The sequence below is a fragment of the Lysinibacillus sp. GJ-1 genome, assembly GCF_021166035.1.
In the GTDB taxonomy this organism is placed as follows: domain Bacteria; phylum Bacillota; class Bacilli; order Bacillales_A; family Planococcaceae; genus Lysinibacillus; species Lysinibacillus sphaericus.
The window spans coordinates 4,631,670-4,648,983 of sequence record NZ_CP088912.1 but is presented as its reverse complement, the minus strand read 5'-3'; the positions used below and the strand labels follow the sequence as shown (position 1 = coordinate 4,648,983).

Annotated in this window: 18 protein-coding genes and 1 pseudogene; 4 read left to right on the top strand and 15 right to left on the bottom strand. The window is 36.5% G+C overall.

The window, feature by feature from the left end; genetic code table 11:
* Positions 1-15 precede the first annotated feature (15 nt).
* The 4 genes from LO754_RS23180 to LO754_RS23165 form a co-directional block, all read right to left on the bottom strand.
* Positions 16-381: a DUF2085 domain-containing protein gene (locus tag LO754_RS23180; protein ID WP_024364320.1), complete on the bottom strand. Its 366-nt coding sequence runs from the start codon at positions 379-381 to the stop codon at positions 16-18.
* 407 nt (positions 382-788) lie between these two features.
* Positions 789-1,106, bottom strand: coding sequence for an MGMT family protein (locus tag LO754_RS23175; RefSeq protein WP_024364319.1), 318 nt, complete (start codon positions 1,104-1,106; stop codon positions 789-791).
* 156 nt (positions 1,107-1,262) lie between these two features.
* Positions 1,263-1,997, bottom strand: coding sequence for a glucose 1-dehydrogenase (locus LO754_RS23170; protein WP_024364318.1), 735 nt, complete (start codon positions 1,995-1,997; stop codon positions 1,263-1,265).
* Between the two features lie 108 nt (positions 1,998-2,105).
* Positions 2,106-2,738, bottom strand: coding sequence for a TetR/AcrR family transcriptional regulator (locus LO754_RS23165; protein ID WP_231785340.1), 633 nt, complete (start codon positions 2,736-2,738; stop codon positions 2,106-2,108).
* 473 nt (positions 2,739-3,211) lie between these two features.
* Here LO754_RS23165 and helD point away from each other — a divergent pair, with 473 nt between their 5' ends.
* Positions 3,212-5,536, top strand: a complete 2,325-nt coding sequence (gene helD, locus LO754_RS23160; RefSeq protein ID WP_231785339.1) for an RNA polymerase recycling motor HelD — start codon at positions 3,212-3,214, stop codon at positions 5,534-5,536.
* 151 nt (positions 5,537-5,687) lie between these two features.
* Here the strand turns inward: helD and LO754_RS23155 are convergent, their stop codons facing one another.
* Positions 5,688-6,179, bottom strand: coding sequence for a hypothetical protein (locus tag LO754_RS23155; RefSeq protein ID WP_229388097.1), 492 nt, complete (start codon positions 6,177-6,179; stop codon positions 5,688-5,690).
* A 231-nt stretch (positions 6,180-6,410) separates the two neighbouring features.
* On the opposite strand from LO754_RS23155, the gene LO754_RS23150 reads away from it, so the two are divergent.
* The gene (locus LO754_RS23150; RefSeq protein WP_227665392.1) at positions 6,411-6,560 is read left to right on the top strand and encodes a hypothetical protein; all 150 of its coding nucleotides are present in this window, start codon (positions 6,411-6,413) and stop codon (positions 6,558-6,560) included.
* A gap of 164 nt (positions 6,561-6,724) precedes the next feature.
* On the top strand, positions 6,725-6,943 hold the full coding sequence (locus LO754_RS23145; protein ID WP_231785338.1) for a hypothetical protein: 219 nt from the start codon (positions 6,725-6,727) through the stop codon (positions 6,941-6,943).
* A gap of 79 nt (positions 6,944-7,022) precedes the next feature.
* Here LO754_RS23145 and LO754_RS23140 read toward each other — a convergent pair whose 3' ends face one another.
* The 6 genes and pseudogenes from LO754_RS23140 to LO754_RS23115 all read right to left on the bottom strand — a co-directional run bounded on the left by LO754_RS23140 (position 7,023) and on the right by LO754_RS23115 (position 12,176).
* Entirely contained in the window at positions 7,023-8,756 is a 1,734-nt protein-coding gene (locus LO754_RS23140; RefSeq protein WP_231785337.1) for a sensor histidine kinase, read from the bottom strand.
* A 2-nt stretch (positions 8,757-8,758) separates the two neighbouring features.
* Positions 8,759-9,526 (bottom strand): response regulator transcription factor, encoded by a 768-nt coding sequence (locus tag LO754_RS23135; RefSeq protein ID WP_025220887.1) that lies wholly within the window; start codon positions 9,524-9,526, stop codon positions 8,759-8,761.
* 258 nt (positions 9,527-9,784) lie between these two features.
* Positions 9,785-10,138 (bottom strand): annotated as a pseudogene (msrB, locus tag LO754_RS23130) (peptide-methionine (R)-S-oxide reductase MsrB).
* A 41-nt stretch (positions 10,139-10,179) separates the two neighbouring features.
* A complete protein-coding gene (gene msrA, locus LO754_RS23125) occupies positions 10,180-10,893 on the bottom strand; it encodes a peptide-methionine (S)-S-oxide reductase MsrA (RefSeq protein WP_231785336.1) in 714 nt (237 codons plus the stop codon).
* A gap of 18 nt (positions 10,894-10,911) precedes the next feature.
* Positions 10,912-11,445, bottom strand: coding sequence for a redoxin family protein (locus LO754_RS23120; protein WP_231785335.1), 534 nt, complete (start codon positions 11,443-11,445; stop codon positions 10,912-10,914).
* 14 nt (positions 11,446-11,459) lie between these two features.
* The gene (locus LO754_RS23115; RefSeq protein WP_108031082.1) at positions 11,460-12,176 is read right to left on the bottom strand and encodes a cytochrome c biogenesis CcdA family protein; all 717 of its coding nucleotides are present in this window, start codon (positions 12,174-12,176) and stop codon (positions 11,460-11,462) included.
* A gap of 214 nt (positions 12,177-12,390) precedes the next feature.
* On the opposite strand from LO754_RS23115, the gene LO754_RS23110 reads away from it, so the two are divergent.
* A complete protein-coding gene (locus LO754_RS23110) occupies positions 12,391-13,593 on the top strand; it encodes an MFS transporter (RefSeq protein WP_231785334.1) in 1,203 nt (400 codons plus the stop codon).
* 75 nt (positions 13,594-13,668) lie between these two features.
* Here the strand turns inward: LO754_RS23110 and LO754_RS23105 are convergent, their stop codons facing one another.
* The 4 genes from LO754_RS23105 to LO754_RS23090 all read right to left on the bottom strand — a co-directional run bounded on the left by LO754_RS23105 (position 13,669) and on the right by LO754_RS23090 (position 17,297).
* Entirely contained in the window at positions 13,669-15,564 is a 1,896-nt protein-coding gene (locus LO754_RS23105; protein WP_024364307.1) for a BMQ_0737 family morphogenetic spore coat protein, read from the bottom strand.
* A 208-nt stretch (positions 15,565-15,772) separates the two neighbouring features.
* Positions 15,773-16,045, bottom strand: a complete 273-nt coding sequence (locus LO754_RS23100; RefSeq protein WP_024364306.1) for a hypothetical protein — start codon at positions 16,043-16,045, stop codon at positions 15,773-15,775.
* On the bottom strand, positions 16,042-16,710 hold the full coding sequence (locus LO754_RS23095) for a hypothetical protein (RefSeq protein ID WP_024364305.1): 669 nt from the start codon (positions 16,708-16,710) through the stop codon (positions 16,042-16,044). Before LO754_RS23095 ends, LO754_RS23100 begins: the two co-directional genes overlap by 4 nt.
* Positions 16,711-16,883: 173 nt before the next feature.
* Positions 16,884-17,297 (bottom strand): MarR family winged helix-turn-helix transcriptional regulator, encoded by a 414-nt coding sequence (locus LO754_RS23090; protein WP_024364304.1) that lies wholly within the window; start codon positions 17,295-17,297, stop codon positions 16,884-16,886.
* Positions 17,298-17,314: the final 17 nt, after the last annotated feature.

Here is a 17,314-nt window from a genome sequence, read left to right as displayed (position 1 = left end):
AGTACCTCCAATAATTCATTGTAAATTTCTTCCGACATTTTGACCCAATAAAAAAAATTGGTAACCCATAATGTAGAAAATATATATAATACCGATACCACCCGATAATCCAGTAAGGAACCGTCTATTATTAGTACTTGTCCATTTACCAAATAATTGTCCAAAACCATCAATAGCCATTGGTAAAATTAGTAATATGATAATCCGCAAATCTATTAAACCTAAAAGTATCACTAACATGATGGATAAGAGATATCCTACAGCCATCCCAGTACATCTTGCACATAAAGGGAACTTTTTACCTTTAAAATGGAATGAGCGGTCTGGTCTTTGATGGCAAAAGAAAAAAACTTGCAATAAAAAATTAATATTTTTTGCCATATTTGTAAGCTCCTTTATTATTCTAGCGTATAGTATATAACAAAAATGGAAACTAGTGAATACAATACATAATTTTAGTTTTATTGTAATGTAAGGTAAAATTATACATAGTAACTTTTTGCGAAAATATAGATGTTTGAATGAAGTTTTTAGCTAATCTGAAGTGTAATATGCCATTTGATTTAGAGCTGTAAATTGAGGGAGACATGTTAAAAGGTTGTTATTTAAAATATATGGTTGAAATGAAGTGTTTTTTGTACATAAAAATGGTAATTTACCATGGGGTTTTAATAAGGAAGGAATGGCAATAGTTGCTTTTAGGTAATTCAAATACCCTTTCACAAGGAGACAAGGGATTTACCATTTGAACTAGTAGATGGATGATTGGACCGATTCATAAAGTTAGTTCAGAAATCAAAATCCATAGGACCGATTTTATATTGATAGTCCTCTAGGTTGAGTGTAAGAGAATCTGTGAAAATTATCCCTTCGCTTTCTAATAATGCCTTTTGATGGGCTGCATTTTTAAAGGTAATTTCTCCTTTGATGTTTACAATACGATGCCAAGGAAGATTATATTTTTCACTCATTGTATGTAATATTCTTACCACCTGTCTGGCTCCTCTAGGACTGCCAGCACATGCTGCAACTTGGCTATAAGTCATAACTTTACCGCTCGGTATATTTTTTAAGACAGCTATTACATTTTTAGTAAATGGTTGCATATTATTCAGCCCCTATATATAGTAAAAGATATTAATACTAATTATGCTTTAACTATAGCATCTTCTCAATAATACTAAACGTAGGCATTACAATTAACAAAAAAAGTGTTAGATTGACGCAGTCAATCTAACACTTTTTCAGTTGTGGATCACTTATTATTGTGCAGTTAATCCGCCGTCGATAATGAATTCTGAGCCTGTTGAATAGCTAGATTCATCAGAAGCTAAAAATAGTACCATATTCGATACTTCTTCTGGTTGTGCTACACGTTTTAATGGAATGTGTTTAGAGAATTCTTCTACTGCTGCTTTTGTATCTTCTTGTACAACCATTGGCGTTGCGATTACGCCTGGGTGTACTGAGTTTACGCGAATGCCCATTGGAGCTAGATTGATTGCGGCTGCTTTTGTCATACCACGTACTGCAAATTTTGTATCTGTATATCCTACAGCACCAGCAACTAAACCGTTCATTGAAGAAATATTGACGATTGAACCGCCACCAGCTTTCATCATTGAAGCTGCCACAGCTTTCATACCTAAAAATACAGATACTTGGTTAATATCCACAATGCGTCGATATTCTTCTAATGTCATATCAAGCATATTTTTCGCCATCGTAATGCCGGCGTTGTTAACTAATACGTTTACTGGACCAAATGCTTCTTCCGCTTTTGCAATGACTGTAGCCCAATCTTCTTCAGAAGTAACATTTTGTTTAACGAAAATTGCATTTTCACCTAATTCAGTAGCGAATGCATGGCCTTTTTCTTCATTTAAATCTGTTAAAATAACTTTTGCACCTTGCTCTACGAATAATTTAGCATGTGCAGCACCCATACCTTGTGCAGCGCCTGTAATGATTGCTACTTTACCTGATAAACGACTCATATAAAAAGCCCCCTAAACCTCATTTTTAAAATGTGATAGTTGGCTATCACTTTATACTTCCTAGTTAACAACTTTCTAGTTGGAATGTCAATTCAAACGACTACCCAATTATTGTGGTCGAATATAGGTTAAAAATACATCCTTTATCATCGTGAGCTGCTTGTCCGCTGAAAGGAATGTAGAGAGGTTCGTATCATGGGTTGTTAGGCTTGATTTAAATGTAAATAAACTGAAATTCTGCACCATCGTTATAATAAAAACATCTAAATCAATGTCTGTTCTTAATGAGCCATCTTTCTTGCCTTGCTCAGCTAATGCTAATAAGATAGTAGCTAATTTGCTTCGTGCAAATAAGTATTCCGCATATTGCTCCTTTGATTCAGCAGCCATTTTTTCATATAAATCAAAGGACTCAAAAAACTTTGCTAAACGTAGCTGTGGGTCCTTTGTGCCGCTTATATAATAATCTAAAATTTGCTCGATTTTTTCAAAAGCCGGAATCGTCTGCTCGACAATTTGTCCTATATCTGTCGCCATTTCATTTGTAATAGAATTGGAAGCTGCGATAACTAAATACTCTTTTTTAGGGAAGTACCGAAATATTGTTGCAATCCCAACCCCAGCGGCATCTGCCACGTCTTGCATCTGTATGTTTTGAACGCCTTGCTCTAAAAATAAATCCTTGGCAATTTGGATAATATTTTGGCGACGTTGTAGTTTTTGTTGTTCTCGTTTACTCATTTTCGTCACTCCAACTATTCTTCTTACATTAATTGTAGCATGTTTACTTGCTATCACTTATGTTCGCATTGCAGGAAACCATTAACTAGTATGCAATAGCAGCTAATTCTACTTATTTCTTTATGTTTGTAATAGCGCTCATAGCATTTATTGTAGTGTGGTAAGTACCCAAAAATAAAAAAGTAAGTAATTAATGCATGAGTTGCCAAAATAGAAAGTACCGTTCTAAATTTTTAGAGAGGTGCTTTTTTCTAAATAAAAAACACCTCTAAGTGGCATCTTAGAAGTGTTTGGGATATCAATTTATAATAATAGAAAAAATGCTCAATCCATTGATAAAAATGTGAGCATGTGTTAGATTTATATAGATATGCACTTTCGTATTTAAAATTGTATAATATCTCTATTTTAATTATAGAGCATTGTTTTTCATAAGTCAACCCATATACTTTAATTTTTAAGGAGTGAATGCGATGAAGTCGGAGTTTCAGCAAGAGCAACAACGTTTGGACATTGTTATGGAGACTATTTCAGAGCAACTGAGTAAGTTGGAGAAAGAAACTTTACAGCGTAAGAATGAAGTAGTAAATATTCGCAAACATTTTTGGGACGAAATTAAGGTCAATATGGATACCTTTGATGATTACCTTGAGACGATTATCGGCTTAAGACAAGAAACGCAAGCACTGTCTGTCAGTCAAAGTACACACAAACATGCTTCTAAAAGATTGTCTACACTGCGTCGGATGCAGAAAGTGCCTTACTTCGGTCGAATTGATTTTTTAGAAGAAGGTATGTCGGTGAAAGAACAAGTCTATATTGGTATTTCATCGCTTATGGATAAAAGCGGGGAGGATTTCCTTATTTACGATTGGAGATCACCTATTTCGAGTGTTTACTATGATTACATGCCAGGCCCTGCCCAGTACACGACACCGGAAGGCATTATTTACGGGGAATTAGAGAAAAAGTGGCAATATCTAATTCGTGAAGGGGTACTTCAATCCATGTTTGATACAAGTTTGACAATTGGAGATGAAATTTTACAGCAAGTGCTAGGGCAAGGTACAAACAAGCATATGCAAAGTATAGTAGCAACGATTCAACAGGAGCAAAACCGAATTATCCGCCATGATCAAGGCAGGTTGCTTATTGTACATGGAGCAGCTGGCAGTGGGAAAACTTCAGCAGCTTTACAACGCATTGCTTATTTGCTTTATAAATACCGCGACAGACTGAATGCCGACCAAATTATATTATTTTCACCTAATGCTATGTTTAACAGCTATGTCTCTAATGTATTGCCTGAACTGGGCGAAGAAAATATGCAGCAAGTAACGTTTCAGGAGTACCTACATCACCGACTAAGTAAAGAGTTCGAGGTTGAAAATCCTTATGAACAATTGGAATATGTCTTAACTGAAGCCCATACGCCTGCTCATAGTATAAGAGTAGCGAACATCCGCTTCAAAGCATCTACACGCTTTTTTGAAGTTATTAAAGCATACAGAAAGTCGCTGGAGTTTAACGGTATGATATTCAAAGACATTCACTTCAGAGGACAACCGATACTTACCGCACAACAAATTGGTGAACAATTTTATCGTAACGACACGTCACTTAATTTCCATAATCGACTGGAAAAATTAACAGAATGGATTTTAAAGAAAGTGAAAGAAACCGAAAAAGTTGAATGGAAAAAGGAGTGGGTGCAAGAAGAAATTGAATTGCTTAGTAATGAAGAATACCATAAGGCACGCGTTTATTTAGCTAAAAAGCAAGGCTTTGCCAGAGAGACGATAGTAGATTATGAGATGGAGCCTCATAAACTTGCGCGATTGATTGTATCTAAGAAGCTGAAGACATTGCGGAAACGAATTCGTGCGTTACAATTTATCGACATTAAGGAAATCTACAAGCAGTTGTTTATTGAACCTGAGCAAATAACACAGTGGGTAGATGGTGAAACACCAGTAGAGTGGGAGGCTATTTGCCAAGCAACGCGAGAGATGTTAAATGAAGATAAATTATATTACGAAGATGCTACTCCTTTTTTATTGATGAAAGAATTGATTCAAGGTTTTCAAACGAATAGCACAATCAAGCATATTCTTGTGGATGAGGCGCAGGACTATTCGCCATTTCAATTCGAGTTTTTAAAACGCTTATTTCCTTTTGCGAGGATGACGGTGCTAGGTGATTTTAATCAGGCTATCTTTGCACATGCTAGCGAAATAATTGATTTTAATATGCTGAGTAGCCTATATGGGCCCGATGAAACAGAAGTTATTACGATGACGCGTAGTTATCGCTCGACAAAACCGATTATCGAGTTTACACGTAAACTAGTGCCGAATGGCGAACGCATTATGCCGTTTGAACGAGATGGCGCATTACCTGTGCTAACGCAATTATCGGATCGTGCAGCTTTACATCTTGCTATTACAACGAAAGTCGAAGCTTTGCGACAAGACGGCTATAACAGCATTGCCATTATCTGCAAAACTGCTGAGGAAAGCAAACATGCATTTGAAGCTTTGTCCAATATTGAGGATGTAAAGCTTATAAAATATGGCTCACCGGAGTACGAACAAGGTGTCGTCATTATTCCATCTTATTTATCCAAAGGAATCGAATTTGAAGCGGTTATCATTTACGATGCATCTGAGCACATATATGGTGATGACAGTTTACGTAGAGTTTTCTACACTGCCTGCACGAGAGCTATGCATTATTTGCAACTATATAGCGTAGGGGAACCGAGCCCACTTTTACGCAATGCTATACAGGAAAATTGAAGTGCCAGTCACTCAAACAATTTGCCTTGCAAGACGCACAGGATGTAAGCCGCAACAATTGTAAGTTGCGGCTTACGTTGTACCTGCGGAAAGGGCGTGGGTTTTTATGGAATAGGGGATTTCATCATTATTGAATTTGCTGTGTAATAGCTTAACACCAAACAATTATTTCATGCGGTGTCGTTTGGGCGGGAATGCTTCTTGTCGTAGGGCCATAGACAACAATAAGGGTGCGATTTGCAGGGCTTTTTGAAAAAGGTTGCCCATTTTTAAGTAAAATGGGCGTGTAGGGAGCAACATTTAATTGTAATTGCCCATCACTACTCAACAATTGCGAATTAAAAAAGTCTACTTTTACATTTTGATAGCTGTTTTCTTTGGCAACGATTAGTGCTTGGTATTGTGGAGGATAAATCATTGGGGCAGGTGCATTCCCATCATAATACCCAACAATGCGATCCCCACGGCTCACAACTTCTTGATTTACAAAGTAAGTAGAAGGTGAAATAACAAAATTAACGATGCCACCAGCACCATCTTCTACAGTCATTAAAGTATAACAACCTTCACTTTCCCCATTCTGTCCGACAGCAAAATCATTTATTTGTGAAACGATTCCTTGAAAAAATTTAAAATTGACCATAGCCATTCCTTTCTTAAAAAAGTGTAAGCAATTACTGAAGACAACTTCACGCCCTGCATTCAATTCAACATCCCTTTGTACAGGGTCATTGTAATCTATGTAACAAGCCTATTTGGGGTGACTAAAAATATGTAGCTTTATTTTTAATACAAAGCAATAATATATTTTTTACTTAAATCACTATATACTTATCTAGAACTAAAACGTAATTTTTCTAAGGAGGGGAGCCTTTTGAATTGGATTTCTAAAAATAAGAAACCCTTTTTAGCATTCATCGTTATTCTTATTATTATTGCGGGTCTGCTCGATATTAAATATGAAGGACTATTCTTTCAAATGTTACCTAAAACTGTTCAAGACTTTTTAGCTAACTTGTTGTAAATACAAGTTTTATTAAACGTCTAGACAAGCAAAAGTACAGACTGTGCTTTTTTGCATAAATGAATTCATGTATAAATAAAAGTCCATCAGACTGGCCAAACTTTAAGATGAAAAGTAATCGCGTAGTTCGATTCCTTTTCAATAAAAATCAATGGAGGATGGCTATGTCAAATATAAACACAAATCGTAACAATGCAAAAGCTAAGGACAAGTTTAGTGCGAAAAAACAAGAAGTTAATCAAAATGGTAAAAAGCTCTATCAAGGAGAGTTTGGCTCTGAATTTGATTTTGATGGGGCTGTAGCACAAGCAAATAACTTTCCTGAAGCACAAGGGAAAAATGCCACTCGACAACCCGTAAGCGAGCGGACTGCATGGCACTAGTTTGTATTTGACAACTATTCAATACATTGAGTTAAAGGACTAAGGCGTCAATGCCTTAGTCCTTTTTAAAAGAATGCGTTCATGATTTTATTGTTGATGGAATTTTAATAGAGATGGTTGTTCCTATGCCGATACTCGAATCAATCGTTATGCCATAGTCAGGGCCATAATAGAGTTTAATGCGCTGATCAACATTTTTAATGCCAACGCCTCCTAGTTTTGTGCGCTTTTCAGTTGGCTCCTTGTTTAATTGATTAACGTCGAAGCCTTGTCCGTTGTCTTGGACTCTAAGTTCTACATCACTACCAGTAAGTTTTGCACTAATATGAATATGACCAATATGAGAAGAACTTCGAATTCCATGATATAAAGCATTTTCTACGAGGGGCTGTAAAAGAATTTTAGGCATTTGTACATTGCGTATGGCTGGTTCACAGACAATCGAATAATTTAACTTCTCCCCATACCGTTCTTTTTGAATAAATAAATATTGACGAACATGATCTAATTCATTTTCTACGGTTGTCAGTTCATTTCCACCACTTAGTGAAAGTCGGAAAAATTGAGCGAGTGCTTTTGTCATTTCTATCACTTTCTCACTATCATTAAACTCAGCCATCCAAACAATTGTATCTAATGTATTGTATAAGAAATGCGGATTAATTTGACTGTGGAGCGCACTAATTTCTGTGGCTCTTAAGTGCTTCTCTTTTTCAGTAATTTCTTGCATTAATTTTTCAATTTGGACAATCATACTATTGAAATGTTTTGCTAAACTTTGTGCCTCATAGCATCCTTTTGCATTAATAGGCACCTCTTTTAAGCCGTATTCGATAGTTTGCATAGCTTTTTCTAAACGTTGGAATGGTTTCGTAATGCGTCCAGCGAATAATGCAACACTAACAGCAGCAATAATAAAGAGAACAGTTCCTACTAACAGAAAGATTTCGAGCAATTGCCTTTTAATCATTAACAATCCATCTTGCGAAGAGACACCAACAAACGTCCAGTCTGCATTCATTAACTTATAGGTGTGCGTTAACGTATTTTTTTCTTTATCATAGCCTGCTTGATTGGCGATTATTTGCTGTAATTGTTGTTGTTTCATGGAGTCTGTAAAATACGCTGTATCCCTGTGATAAACGACTTCGCCTTGATCATTGATAATGAAAGAAAAGCCATTCTTCCCTAAATCTAAATTAGCTAAAAAGTCTTCAATCACTTTATACTGGATATCGATAAGCAATACGCCAATATTTTGACCTTCATTATTTTTTATTTCGCGACTAATCGAAATAACCCAGTTGTCTTTATCCATTGAAAAGTGCTGCATCCGTGCAGAGGTTAAAACGGGTTTGCTACCGTTATTAACAGCCGCCATATACCATTGTTCCTTCATCATATTGCTCGACATACTCATAATTAAACCTTTTTCATTGGAAAGTACTTGCCCATCTTTGCTCACAATAACGACCGATTGAATAAATGGATCGGTTGTCATCGTTGTCCGAATCATCGACAGTAAATTTTGCTTCATAGCGGGATCACGCTCTGTAGTTGAAAAATAGGACACAAGCTGAGGGTTTTCAGCAAGTAAAGAAGAGACCGCTTTTAGACGCTCAATATAAAGGTCAATATACATACCGCTCTTTTCTACTGCTGTTTTCGTACTAGAGGTTGCTTCACTCAATACAACGGAGGAAATACTATAATATAAAATGCCGCCCATTAATAACAAAATAACACCACTTGCTTTTAAATAGTGAAGGGCAATTTGCATGCGTAAAGTTTTCAGCATATTGGACTTCTTCATTACTATTCCCTCATTTTTTCTCTAAACTGATTCGGAGAAACATCAAATTTCCTTTTAAATGTGGCACTGAAATAATTAGGGTCGTCAAAGCCGACAGCTGCTGCTACTTCATATACTTTCATATCTGTGCTAAGTAAAAAAATTTTCGCTCGGTCTAAGCGAGTAGAGAGCATATAATCTTGAAAGTTTTTGCCGTACAGGCTTTTAAACAAGCTACTCAAGTAAGAATTACTTAGTGCCAGTTGTTTTGCTAAGTAGCTTAAAGAAAAATCGACATTGGCAATATTGCGGTCAATTTCCTTTTGGATTTTTGCTTTATAACCAGTATCATCATGTACTTTTGTATCGTTTAAGATTCCTTCGACAAGCTTCGATATTTCATGCTGGCTTTGTGTTGCTTGCAGTTTTTCAATCAGATTTTTTAATGTTTCTTGAATGTCTTTTTTAGAGACTGGTTTTAGAACATAGTCATCAATGCCAGCCTTTAATGCTGTTACAGCATAATCAAAATAGTCATAGCCTGTAATAATAGCAATTTTGACATCTGGTTTTAGTGCCTTTGCCGCAGTGGCAAAATCAAGACCGTTCATTTTCGGCATATTGATGTCAGCTAGTATAAGGTCAGGGCTATGTTTTTTGAAAATTTCAAGTGCGGTTTCACCATTTGAAGCTTCGAATACCGTTGAAATAGAAAGCTCCTCGAAATTAACAAATGAGCGAATTCCTTTAATGATAATAGCTTCGTCATCGACGACCAATAATGTATACATGACATCACCTCTTTAAAAACATTCATAAAATAGGAGCTATTCCTTCATTGACAACTAAACAAGCATAGATGCAAATGGCACTGCTTATGCGCAAAATCCACTGTACTTTCTGCGGGCACGTCGGAAGCCGCAACATTCGTCGCTAACCGCGCGAGCCTGTTGCGGCTTATGTTCTGTACATTGCTAAAAGGAGTCTGCGTAAATTTTAGTGGATCGACATAAATTGTTTCAGAATTGTTTGAGTGACTGGCACCGTCATTATTTTGTGAGATGTACTAAGTATCCGTAACCTGCTGCTTCCATTTCGGCTTGTGGAATAAACTTAATGGCAGCACTATTGATGCAATAACGTAAGCCGCCACGATCTTTAGGCCTGTCATTAAATACATGCCCTAAGTGGCTATCACCACTGCGACTTCTCACTTCAGTTCTAATCATATTATAACTTGTATCTTCATATTCAAGCACTACTGCTGGGTCAATTGGTTTTGTAAAGCTTGGTAACCGCACATCGAATCATATTTGTCCGCTGATGAAAAAGGGGCTCCCCGTAACAATATCAACATAAATGCCTGGATCATAATTATCCCAGTATTCATTGGAGTAAGCCATTTCTGTACCATTGCCTTGTGTTACTCGATATTGTTCTTTTGTTAATATTTTTTAATTTCATCGTCGCTTGGCTTTGGATATCGTGCAGGATCAATGAGTGATGGTATTTCTTGATTTTCCAAAGAATCAAACTTTACATGACAATAGCCATCTGGATTTTTTTCAAGATAATCTTGGTGGTACTCTTCTGCAATTGTAAAGTTAACAAGTGGTTCCACCTCGGTAACAATAGGCTTATCATAGCGTTCTTGTTCTTTTGCTATTACTTTGTCAATAATCGCTTTATCGGCTTCATCTTTATAATAAATACCTGTACGATATTGGGTACCACGGTCATTTCCTTGCTGATTGAGTAAAGTTGGGTCAATTATTTGAAAGAAATGTGCTAATAGTTTTTCTAAATTAACACGTTCAGGGTCATAGCGCACATGAACTGTTTCTGCATAGTAAGTATTTTTCCAAATGACGTCTTCGTAGGTTGGGTTTTCTGTGTTGCCATTTGCATAACCAGATACGGCATCATAGACACCATAAACACGCGCCATATAATGTTCTACACCCCAGAAGCAACCACCTGCAAGCCAAATATCTTTTAAATTATTTGTATCAAAACTGACATTGACGTTAGGGTTTGGTGGATATTTAGATTGTGCTTGTGCTGTACTTGCATTACTTGCTAACAGAGAAGTGTCCGCTGAGCATGCAGATAAAAGTAGTAAGATACTTACTAATACGCCAAATAATTTTATCTTCATTAGAGATTCCTCCCTTTATTATTGGATACTTTTAAATTTCTCAATAATTTGTGGATTGCCTACATGGCCGTGGAGCGTTTGAATTAGTTTGCCATCAGATCCAATATAGGAAGACGTTGGATATGCTCGCACATTGTATTGTTTTGCAATGGCGCCATCTTCATCTAATAGCACTTTAATATTTGAAGTGTTTTCAACCCCATTAAACCATTTAATAAATGCAGCACTGTCTTTTTCATTATTAAAGTTCGGCGAAACGATGCTTAAGACAACAAAATCCTGTTCCTCACCAGCCAATGTATTTAGTTCTTCTAAGCCAGCTAAACAAATAGAGCACCAAGAAGCCCAAAACTTTACGTACACTTTTTTACCCTTGTAGTCAGCAAGATTATAACGATCCCCTTTAACATCAACTAAGTTAAAGGAGGGGGCCACAATGCCCTCGTTACTAGCCGCTGCAGTAGTAGTAGCTGTATTTTTGGAATCTGCAGAACATGCCCCTAAAAAAAGGACTGCTACGAACAAAATAACAAGATGTTTTAAATGATTCATACTAAATCTCCTTTCTATTGTGGAATGAATGTTAATAATAGGTTTAAATTATTTGTCATTAAAACAATTCCCATGAAAATAATCATGATACCACCGGCAATTTTAATTTTCTTTGTATGCTTATTGATTTTTGTAACATGACGTAAAAGGAAATCGGAAAAAAGTGCAAGAACTAAAAAGGGAATTAGTAATCCAAGTGCATAGAAAAACATCATCAGCGCCCCATAAGTAGCTTGCCCCTCACTTGCTGATAAGCCTAACACTGCTCCTAAAATTGGTCCGATACAAGGTGTCCAACCCATACTAAATGTTAGACCCAAAAGATAGGTGCCGAGTAAGTCACGTTTATTACTCCGTGTTAGCTGCACTTTCGTTTCTTTATGAAGCACGGCTAATTTAATGAAGCCAATTTGATGTAGACCGAGCAAAACGACTACTGCCCCACAGACGACGATAAACCAGTCTGTATTAATGACCGAACCAAGAAAACCGGCGCCAAATCCTAAAATCACAAAGCTTGTTGAAAGACCGACAACAAAAATAATCGTTTTAAATAGTAAATGTGTATTTACATGCCATTTACCGATAGAGAAGCCATGTTGCATAGCAGTTCCACTTTCATTGGTTGACAAAACTGAAAAATAAACCGGTAGTAAAGGGACAATACAGGGGGAGAGGAAAGAAAGAATTCCCGCAATAAAAACAGTACTGAATAAAAGCTGTCCGTCCATGATCGAAGCACCACCTTTCTTGTATAGTTTTATAGTAAGAAAAGTGAATGCAAAGCAACATAGAATGATTTTATGAAACTCTTAGAAATCATCTTGTAAAAACATTAAGTGTGTAAAGTTAGTGAATTTTGTGCGTTTAGGGTAAGAAGGTATTAACGAATACACTATTATTTATCAAGTTTTTGGTAACATAAGGTAGGGGGGAGGGGTTGCTATGAAGATTTTTCGAAGCTATGGCTTATTATTAGGGGGATTTGGCTTTTCTTATTTAGGAAATTGGATTTATCTCGTTGCTTTAAACTTAATGGTTTGGCATTTAACGTATTCAGCAACAGCAGTAGCAGGTATCTTTATTGTTGGTCCGATTGCCCGTATCCTTACAAATTTTGTGGCAGGTTCCATTATTGATCGGTCAAATAAAAGAAACATTATGATTGCGATGGATGTTTTACGTGGACTAATTGTTTTCTTAATGCCCTTTATGACATCTATCTGGCTTGTCTACGGCTTATTATTTTTAGCGAATGTCGCTAGTAGTTTCTTTGGACCAAGCAGTACATATTATATTGCCAAATACGTGCACGATGCAGATAAGCAACGTTTTAATGCCCTGTTAGGTACATTCAATTCAGGTTCTTTTATGTTGGTCATCGCGGGTGTGCTTATTGCCTCTTTTAATATTAATATTGCGATGTGGGTAAACAGTGTGACATTTTTTGTTTGTGCATGGGTGATTGCCCGTTTACCGAACTTAGAGGAGGAAGTGAAAGAGAAGCGGGGAGTCCTTACAATTCGAGTAATGATAACTGACTTTAAAATCGTTTGGACTTTTATACAACAACAAAGGCAATTTTTAAAATTTTTTATTGCCTATCAAATTGCACTCATGGTTGCTTTTGCATTAGACTCGCAAGAAATGACGTTTATCAAAAAAGTTTTATCAGCTTCTGATAGTTTGTATGGTGTACTTGTCAGTGTTGCAGGGGTAGGGGCTATTGTTGGTGGTTTATTGGCAATGGCTTTAGTACAGAAATTTTCAATCACTACCTATATAGGAGTTGGACTAACATGTACGATGTTATCCTATACCTTATTCTATGCGTCCAGCAATATTTGGTTTGCAACAGGTTGCTTTATCACGTTAGGTGTTTTTATGGCATTTAGCAATACGGGATATGATACGGTCTACCAAAAAAACATTCCACCACATTTAATGGGACGATTCGGTAGCGCTGTCAGCCTTGTTCAAAGTGTTATTCAAATAGTACTTACATTTAGTTTAGGCGTAATGGCAGATTGGTTTTCTCTACAGCTTGTAGCTGTTATTTTTGGTGCAATTGGTCTGGTATTTGCCATATACATGGCTATCCATATTGCAACAAATAAGCAGGCACTGCAAATCAAAAAAACAAATTGACTATATTTATTATAGACTGCGAAATAACGGTAGGACCCATCAACTATAGTGAAAGGTCCTTCTTTGTCATAGCGGTTATGGAATTGGCGTTGACACATTGCCCATTAAAGCAAAAGCATTTAATGACATCGTTCCTGGGGCATCAGTCATATTATAGCCAACTGGATCATTCGGAAAAACGACGTCATAAATATTTGGTGGTACTACTAATCCCCAAGGTAAGGCCACATTAAATATATTGTTATAGACTTGTATTTGGCCATTGGCTGGAATGGATGTTGGAAGCCCGAGTGTATAAGTATAGTCTACATAAACAGAAAGGTTACTTGATACAGAAAATGGATCTGGACTTTCAATAGGTGGATTAGGATTTGTGATTTGATTGTTTTCAATCAATATTGGTGCAATCGTTGAAAAATTGTACGGCTGTGTAGGAGGAATAAACGTAATGGTCGGCCCTGGTCGGTCTTGTTGGTCAATAACATTGTTTGAAACATGAATAGAAACAGTGTCGTTAGCTGCAAGGTTAAATAATACAAAGTGTGAAAAACGGGTCACAGTATTATTTAATATAATAAATGAAGCGTTAATAAAAGTGTCTGTAGGTGTATCTACTTGGAAAATAATAGCGTTTCTGCTATCGGGTCCACCTGAAAATGTGTTGCCGGAAATATTCATTGTTCCTGTCCCGCTTCTGAGCTCTATGGCATGTCGATTACCAGTATGAATAAATGTTGAATTGAGGATGGCTATATTGGAGGCATTGATAATTGCAAGACGCTTTGGTCCTCCTTCTATAATAAGATTATTTAACGTTATATTATCATATAAAGTGTTGCCAGGAGCATGGTCAATTCTCAATAATGACACATCATCTGCATTTGTAATGGTCGGACTGAGAAAATGAAGATTGTTAATTGTCACATTATTTGCGGCAATATTGAGATTTGATTGTGCCACCGGTGGATTTGGAAACTCAATCACTGTATTCTGTGCAGAAAGGCCAGAAATTGTTAATGGTTTATTGACAGTGATATCAGCTGTTTCAATAAAATTTCCTGGGAAAACAATAAGACTATCCCCAGCATTGGCCCCATCAATTGCTGGTTGTAAATCGTTATAATAGATTCCCTGATTAATGTTAAGTATACGCCCTGCAGGTGGCGTACAAACAAAATCAGGTGAAAGTGAACGCCCTCCGGCAGGGCAAAATGTGCAGTTCGATGAAGTAAGACTTAATAATAATGTACAACTTTGGTTAGAACAAATGAAAGTCTCCTCACATATGCCCGTACATGTTTTACAAATGTAATCTCCAATACTAATACCATTACAATTTCCCGCCACATACATTACCTCATATACACAGGAAAAGGGAACATTGATTTGTGGAATGCTAATCGGTGTAATAACCCAATCATATACTTGTGGGACTTTCAAGCAGAGCTTTTCAAACAGTTGTGTTGTTTTTTCTAGATTTGGCTTAAATGGAATGGACGGTTGTTGATCTGGTAAAAAACATTTTGATAGTAATATGTCTTTTCGAGGTTTACAAAACTGACTTTCCATTGTGACTACAATGTCATGGATAGACTGAACTGATAAACATAGGTCGATGGCTATTAATAAACCTTGGAACATACCATTTGCATTAACTGCCTGAGAGGAACAGTGAAAATCAGTCAGTCTACAGGTTATTTGCGTCCCCTCGGGTGCACATAATAAAATTTGTTTTGTTACAGAAAAAGGTTCTATATGTCTAAGGCCATTATCGAGCACAATCGTTACATAACCAGTGATAAGAATATCTACTCGTTGAAGGTCAATAGTTGTTCCATTTGGCAAGACGGACCATTGTTTAGGACGTGCGTTTGCAGTAGTTAACTCTGTACAGCTTATACTCTTTGGCAAATACGGGTCCAGTTCACGCCCGTTTTCATCTGATAGAAAACAACATAAGACGCTTACCATAATACCCTGTTAACGGATTTAAGCTTGTTTATTTTCATTATAAAATTGCTCCTTTTTCCATTACTCCTATCTCCCATTATTATATGTACGTTGTGGTAAGTTAACAGGTGATTGGCCTAGAAACCAATTTCATTTCCAACAAATGAAAAGAGGTTCAAGTAGTGATATAAAGAGGTGAACCTCTTTGCTAAGAGCACAACGCACCATTTTAAAACTTTAGTTTTGAAAAACAAAATGTGATCGAACGTTTGATGTAAAGCGAACAAAAGAACAGCAAGCAAGATATAACGAGTGCAAAAGGGATACTGAAAGCAATCGGAAGTTCAATGCCTTGCCAAATGCTCATTTTGATTTCATCAATGCCTACAGTTCGTAAAATACCAGCAAGTATGGATATTATGGCGCTTACAACCAGTCCTACGTATAGAATGGTTAACACAATAAGGGCTAAGGAACAAAAAAATCCACGAATCATTTTCATCCTTGTTCCCTCCTAATGATGTGATGTACTTTCGCAAGGGGGGAAATGGTATAACTTTCGGTGTAATAAAGTTTCTGTATTGTACAATGGTCCCCAACTTCAATAACGGTACCGTCTACAAACTCTGCAATTGTGTAAGCAAGGTGTAAATTTTTGCCCTTTATCGAATGACAATGCAGTTTTTTACTGAGAAGAGAAAGTGAGAACTTATCTTTTTCTATGATGATGTCATCTGCAACGAGTTGGGTAATGCTACTTGGACCAGATAATTTTAAGTGAAAATGTGATGCCTGTATTTCTTGAGCTTTCACAAAGCCGATTGCCTGGAACTGCTGTGCATGTAAGGATTGTGCAATTGTCAGTTTTCCTGTACTCGTAATAGTCGAAACTTCCCCAGAGCGGATTGTTACATTCCCCGCATTCGTCAACTCTCCTATTTCACAATAATCTTTCATATTACAAGAGCCTGTATTTTTTAAAGTGCGAGCAATAACACGGGAATGAAATACACTATGTCCATGTGTGGATATAATCTTTAAGTTCACTTTTTGATGGACACCAACCGCCCCGCGAATATTCAACTGTTCGCAGTCGGGCATTAAATCATAAATTTTGCCACTAGTAAGCGTAATACAATGCTGTTTTTGTATGCGTTCATTTGTCATGCTAATTATCACCTCTTTTAATTTAATTAATATATATTTTAATAATTAAAACATATATTAATTAAATTATATGCCGCTCTATTTTGTCAAGAACAAAAAACTGCCTAGTCTATAGGTGAAAAATAAATACCGTTATGAGGGCAATAAAAAAAGGATTTCAATGTTTGAAATCCTTAAAAAATTTTTTGCATTAACTGATTTACATCCGTTAATACATTTGCTATTTCTGTTAGTTTTTCTTGTGGAAGTTTTAAAAATATTTCTTGTACTTTTTGTTCTCCTTCTGTCGTTAACTTCATATTTACGACACGTCGATCTTCACTTTCTCTAACGCGTTGAACAAAATTAAGCTTCTCCAATTTATCGCACATGGATGTAACAGCCCCGGGGGTTACACTAAAGAAATCAGCAATTTCTGTTGCCTTCATACCACCGTTGATTTTTAGCTGAAGAAGAAGGATAAGCTGGTTTTGAGATAATGTTTCGCCTTCTGACAGCAGATTCACAAACATCATAGATTTTTGCTGTATTTCAAGCATTTCGCGCATGATGCTTTCGACTTCGTGCATTGGATTATTTTTTGACATATGATCACAGCCCACTA

Bases quoted from the DNA above. Each gene is read 5' to 3' on its own strand.
- LO754_RS23180 (WP_024364320.1), bottom strand. From the start codon at position 381: ATGGCAAAAAATATTAATTTTTTATTGCAAGTTTTTTTCTTTTGCCAT.
- LO754_RS23175 (WP_024364319.1), bottom strand. From the start codon at position 1,106: ATGCAACCATTTACTAAAAATGTAATAGCTGTCTTAAAAAATATACCG.
- LO754_RS23170 (WP_024364318.1), bottom strand. From the start codon at position 1,997: ATGAGTCGTTTATCAGGTAAAGTAGCAATCATTACAGGCGCTGCACAA.
- LO754_RS23165 (WP_231785340.1), bottom strand. From the start codon at position 2,738: ATGAGTAAACGAGAACAACAAAAACTACAACGTCGCCAAAATATTATC.
- helD (WP_231785339.1), top strand. From the start codon at position 3,212: ATGAAGTCGGAGTTTCAGCAAGAGCAACAACGTTTGGACATTGTTATG.
- LO754_RS23155 (WP_229388097.1), bottom strand. From the start codon at position 6,179: ATGGTCAATTTTAAATTTTTTCAAGGAATCGTTTCACAAATAAATGAT.
- LO754_RS23145 (WP_231785338.1), top strand. From the start codon at position 6,725: ATGTCAAATATAAACACAAATCGTAACAATGCAAAAGCTAAGGACAAG.
- LO754_RS23140 (WP_231785337.1), bottom strand. From the start codon at position 8,756: ATGAAGAAGTCCAATATGCTGAAAACTTTACGCATGCAAATTGCCCTT.
- LO754_RS23135 (WP_025220887.1), bottom strand. From the start codon at position 9,526: ATGTATACATTATTGGTCGTCGATGACGAAGCTATTATCATTAAAGGA.
- msrA (WP_231785336.1), bottom strand. From the start codon at position 10,893: ATGAAGATAAAATTATTTGGCGTATTAGTAAGTATCTTACTACTTTTA.
- LO754_RS23120 (WP_231785335.1), bottom strand. From the start codon at position 11,445: ATGAATCATTTAAAACATCTTGTTATTTTGTTCGTAGCAGTCCTTTTT.
- LO754_RS23115 (WP_108031082.1), bottom strand. From the start codon at position 12,176: ATGGACGGACAGCTTTTATTCAGTACTGTTTTTATTGCGGGAATTCTT.
- LO754_RS23110 (WP_231785334.1), top strand. From the start codon at position 12,391: ATGAAGATTTTTCGAAGCTATGGCTTATTATTAGGGGGATTTGGCTTT.
- LO754_RS23105 (WP_024364307.1), bottom strand. From the start codon at position 15,564: ATGGTAAGCGTCTTATGTTGTTTTCTATCAGATGAAAACGGGCGTGAA.
- LO754_RS23100 (WP_024364306.1), bottom strand. From the start codon at position 16,045: ATGAAAATGATTCGTGGATTTTTTTGTTCCTTAGCCCTTATTGTGTTA.
- LO754_RS23095 (WP_024364305.1), bottom strand. From the start codon at position 16,710: ATGACAAATGAACGCATACAAAAACAGCATTGTATTACGCTTACTAGT.
- LO754_RS23090 (WP_024364304.1), bottom strand. From the start codon at position 17,297: ATGTCAAAAAATAATCCAATGCACGAAGTCGAAAGCATCATGCGCGAA.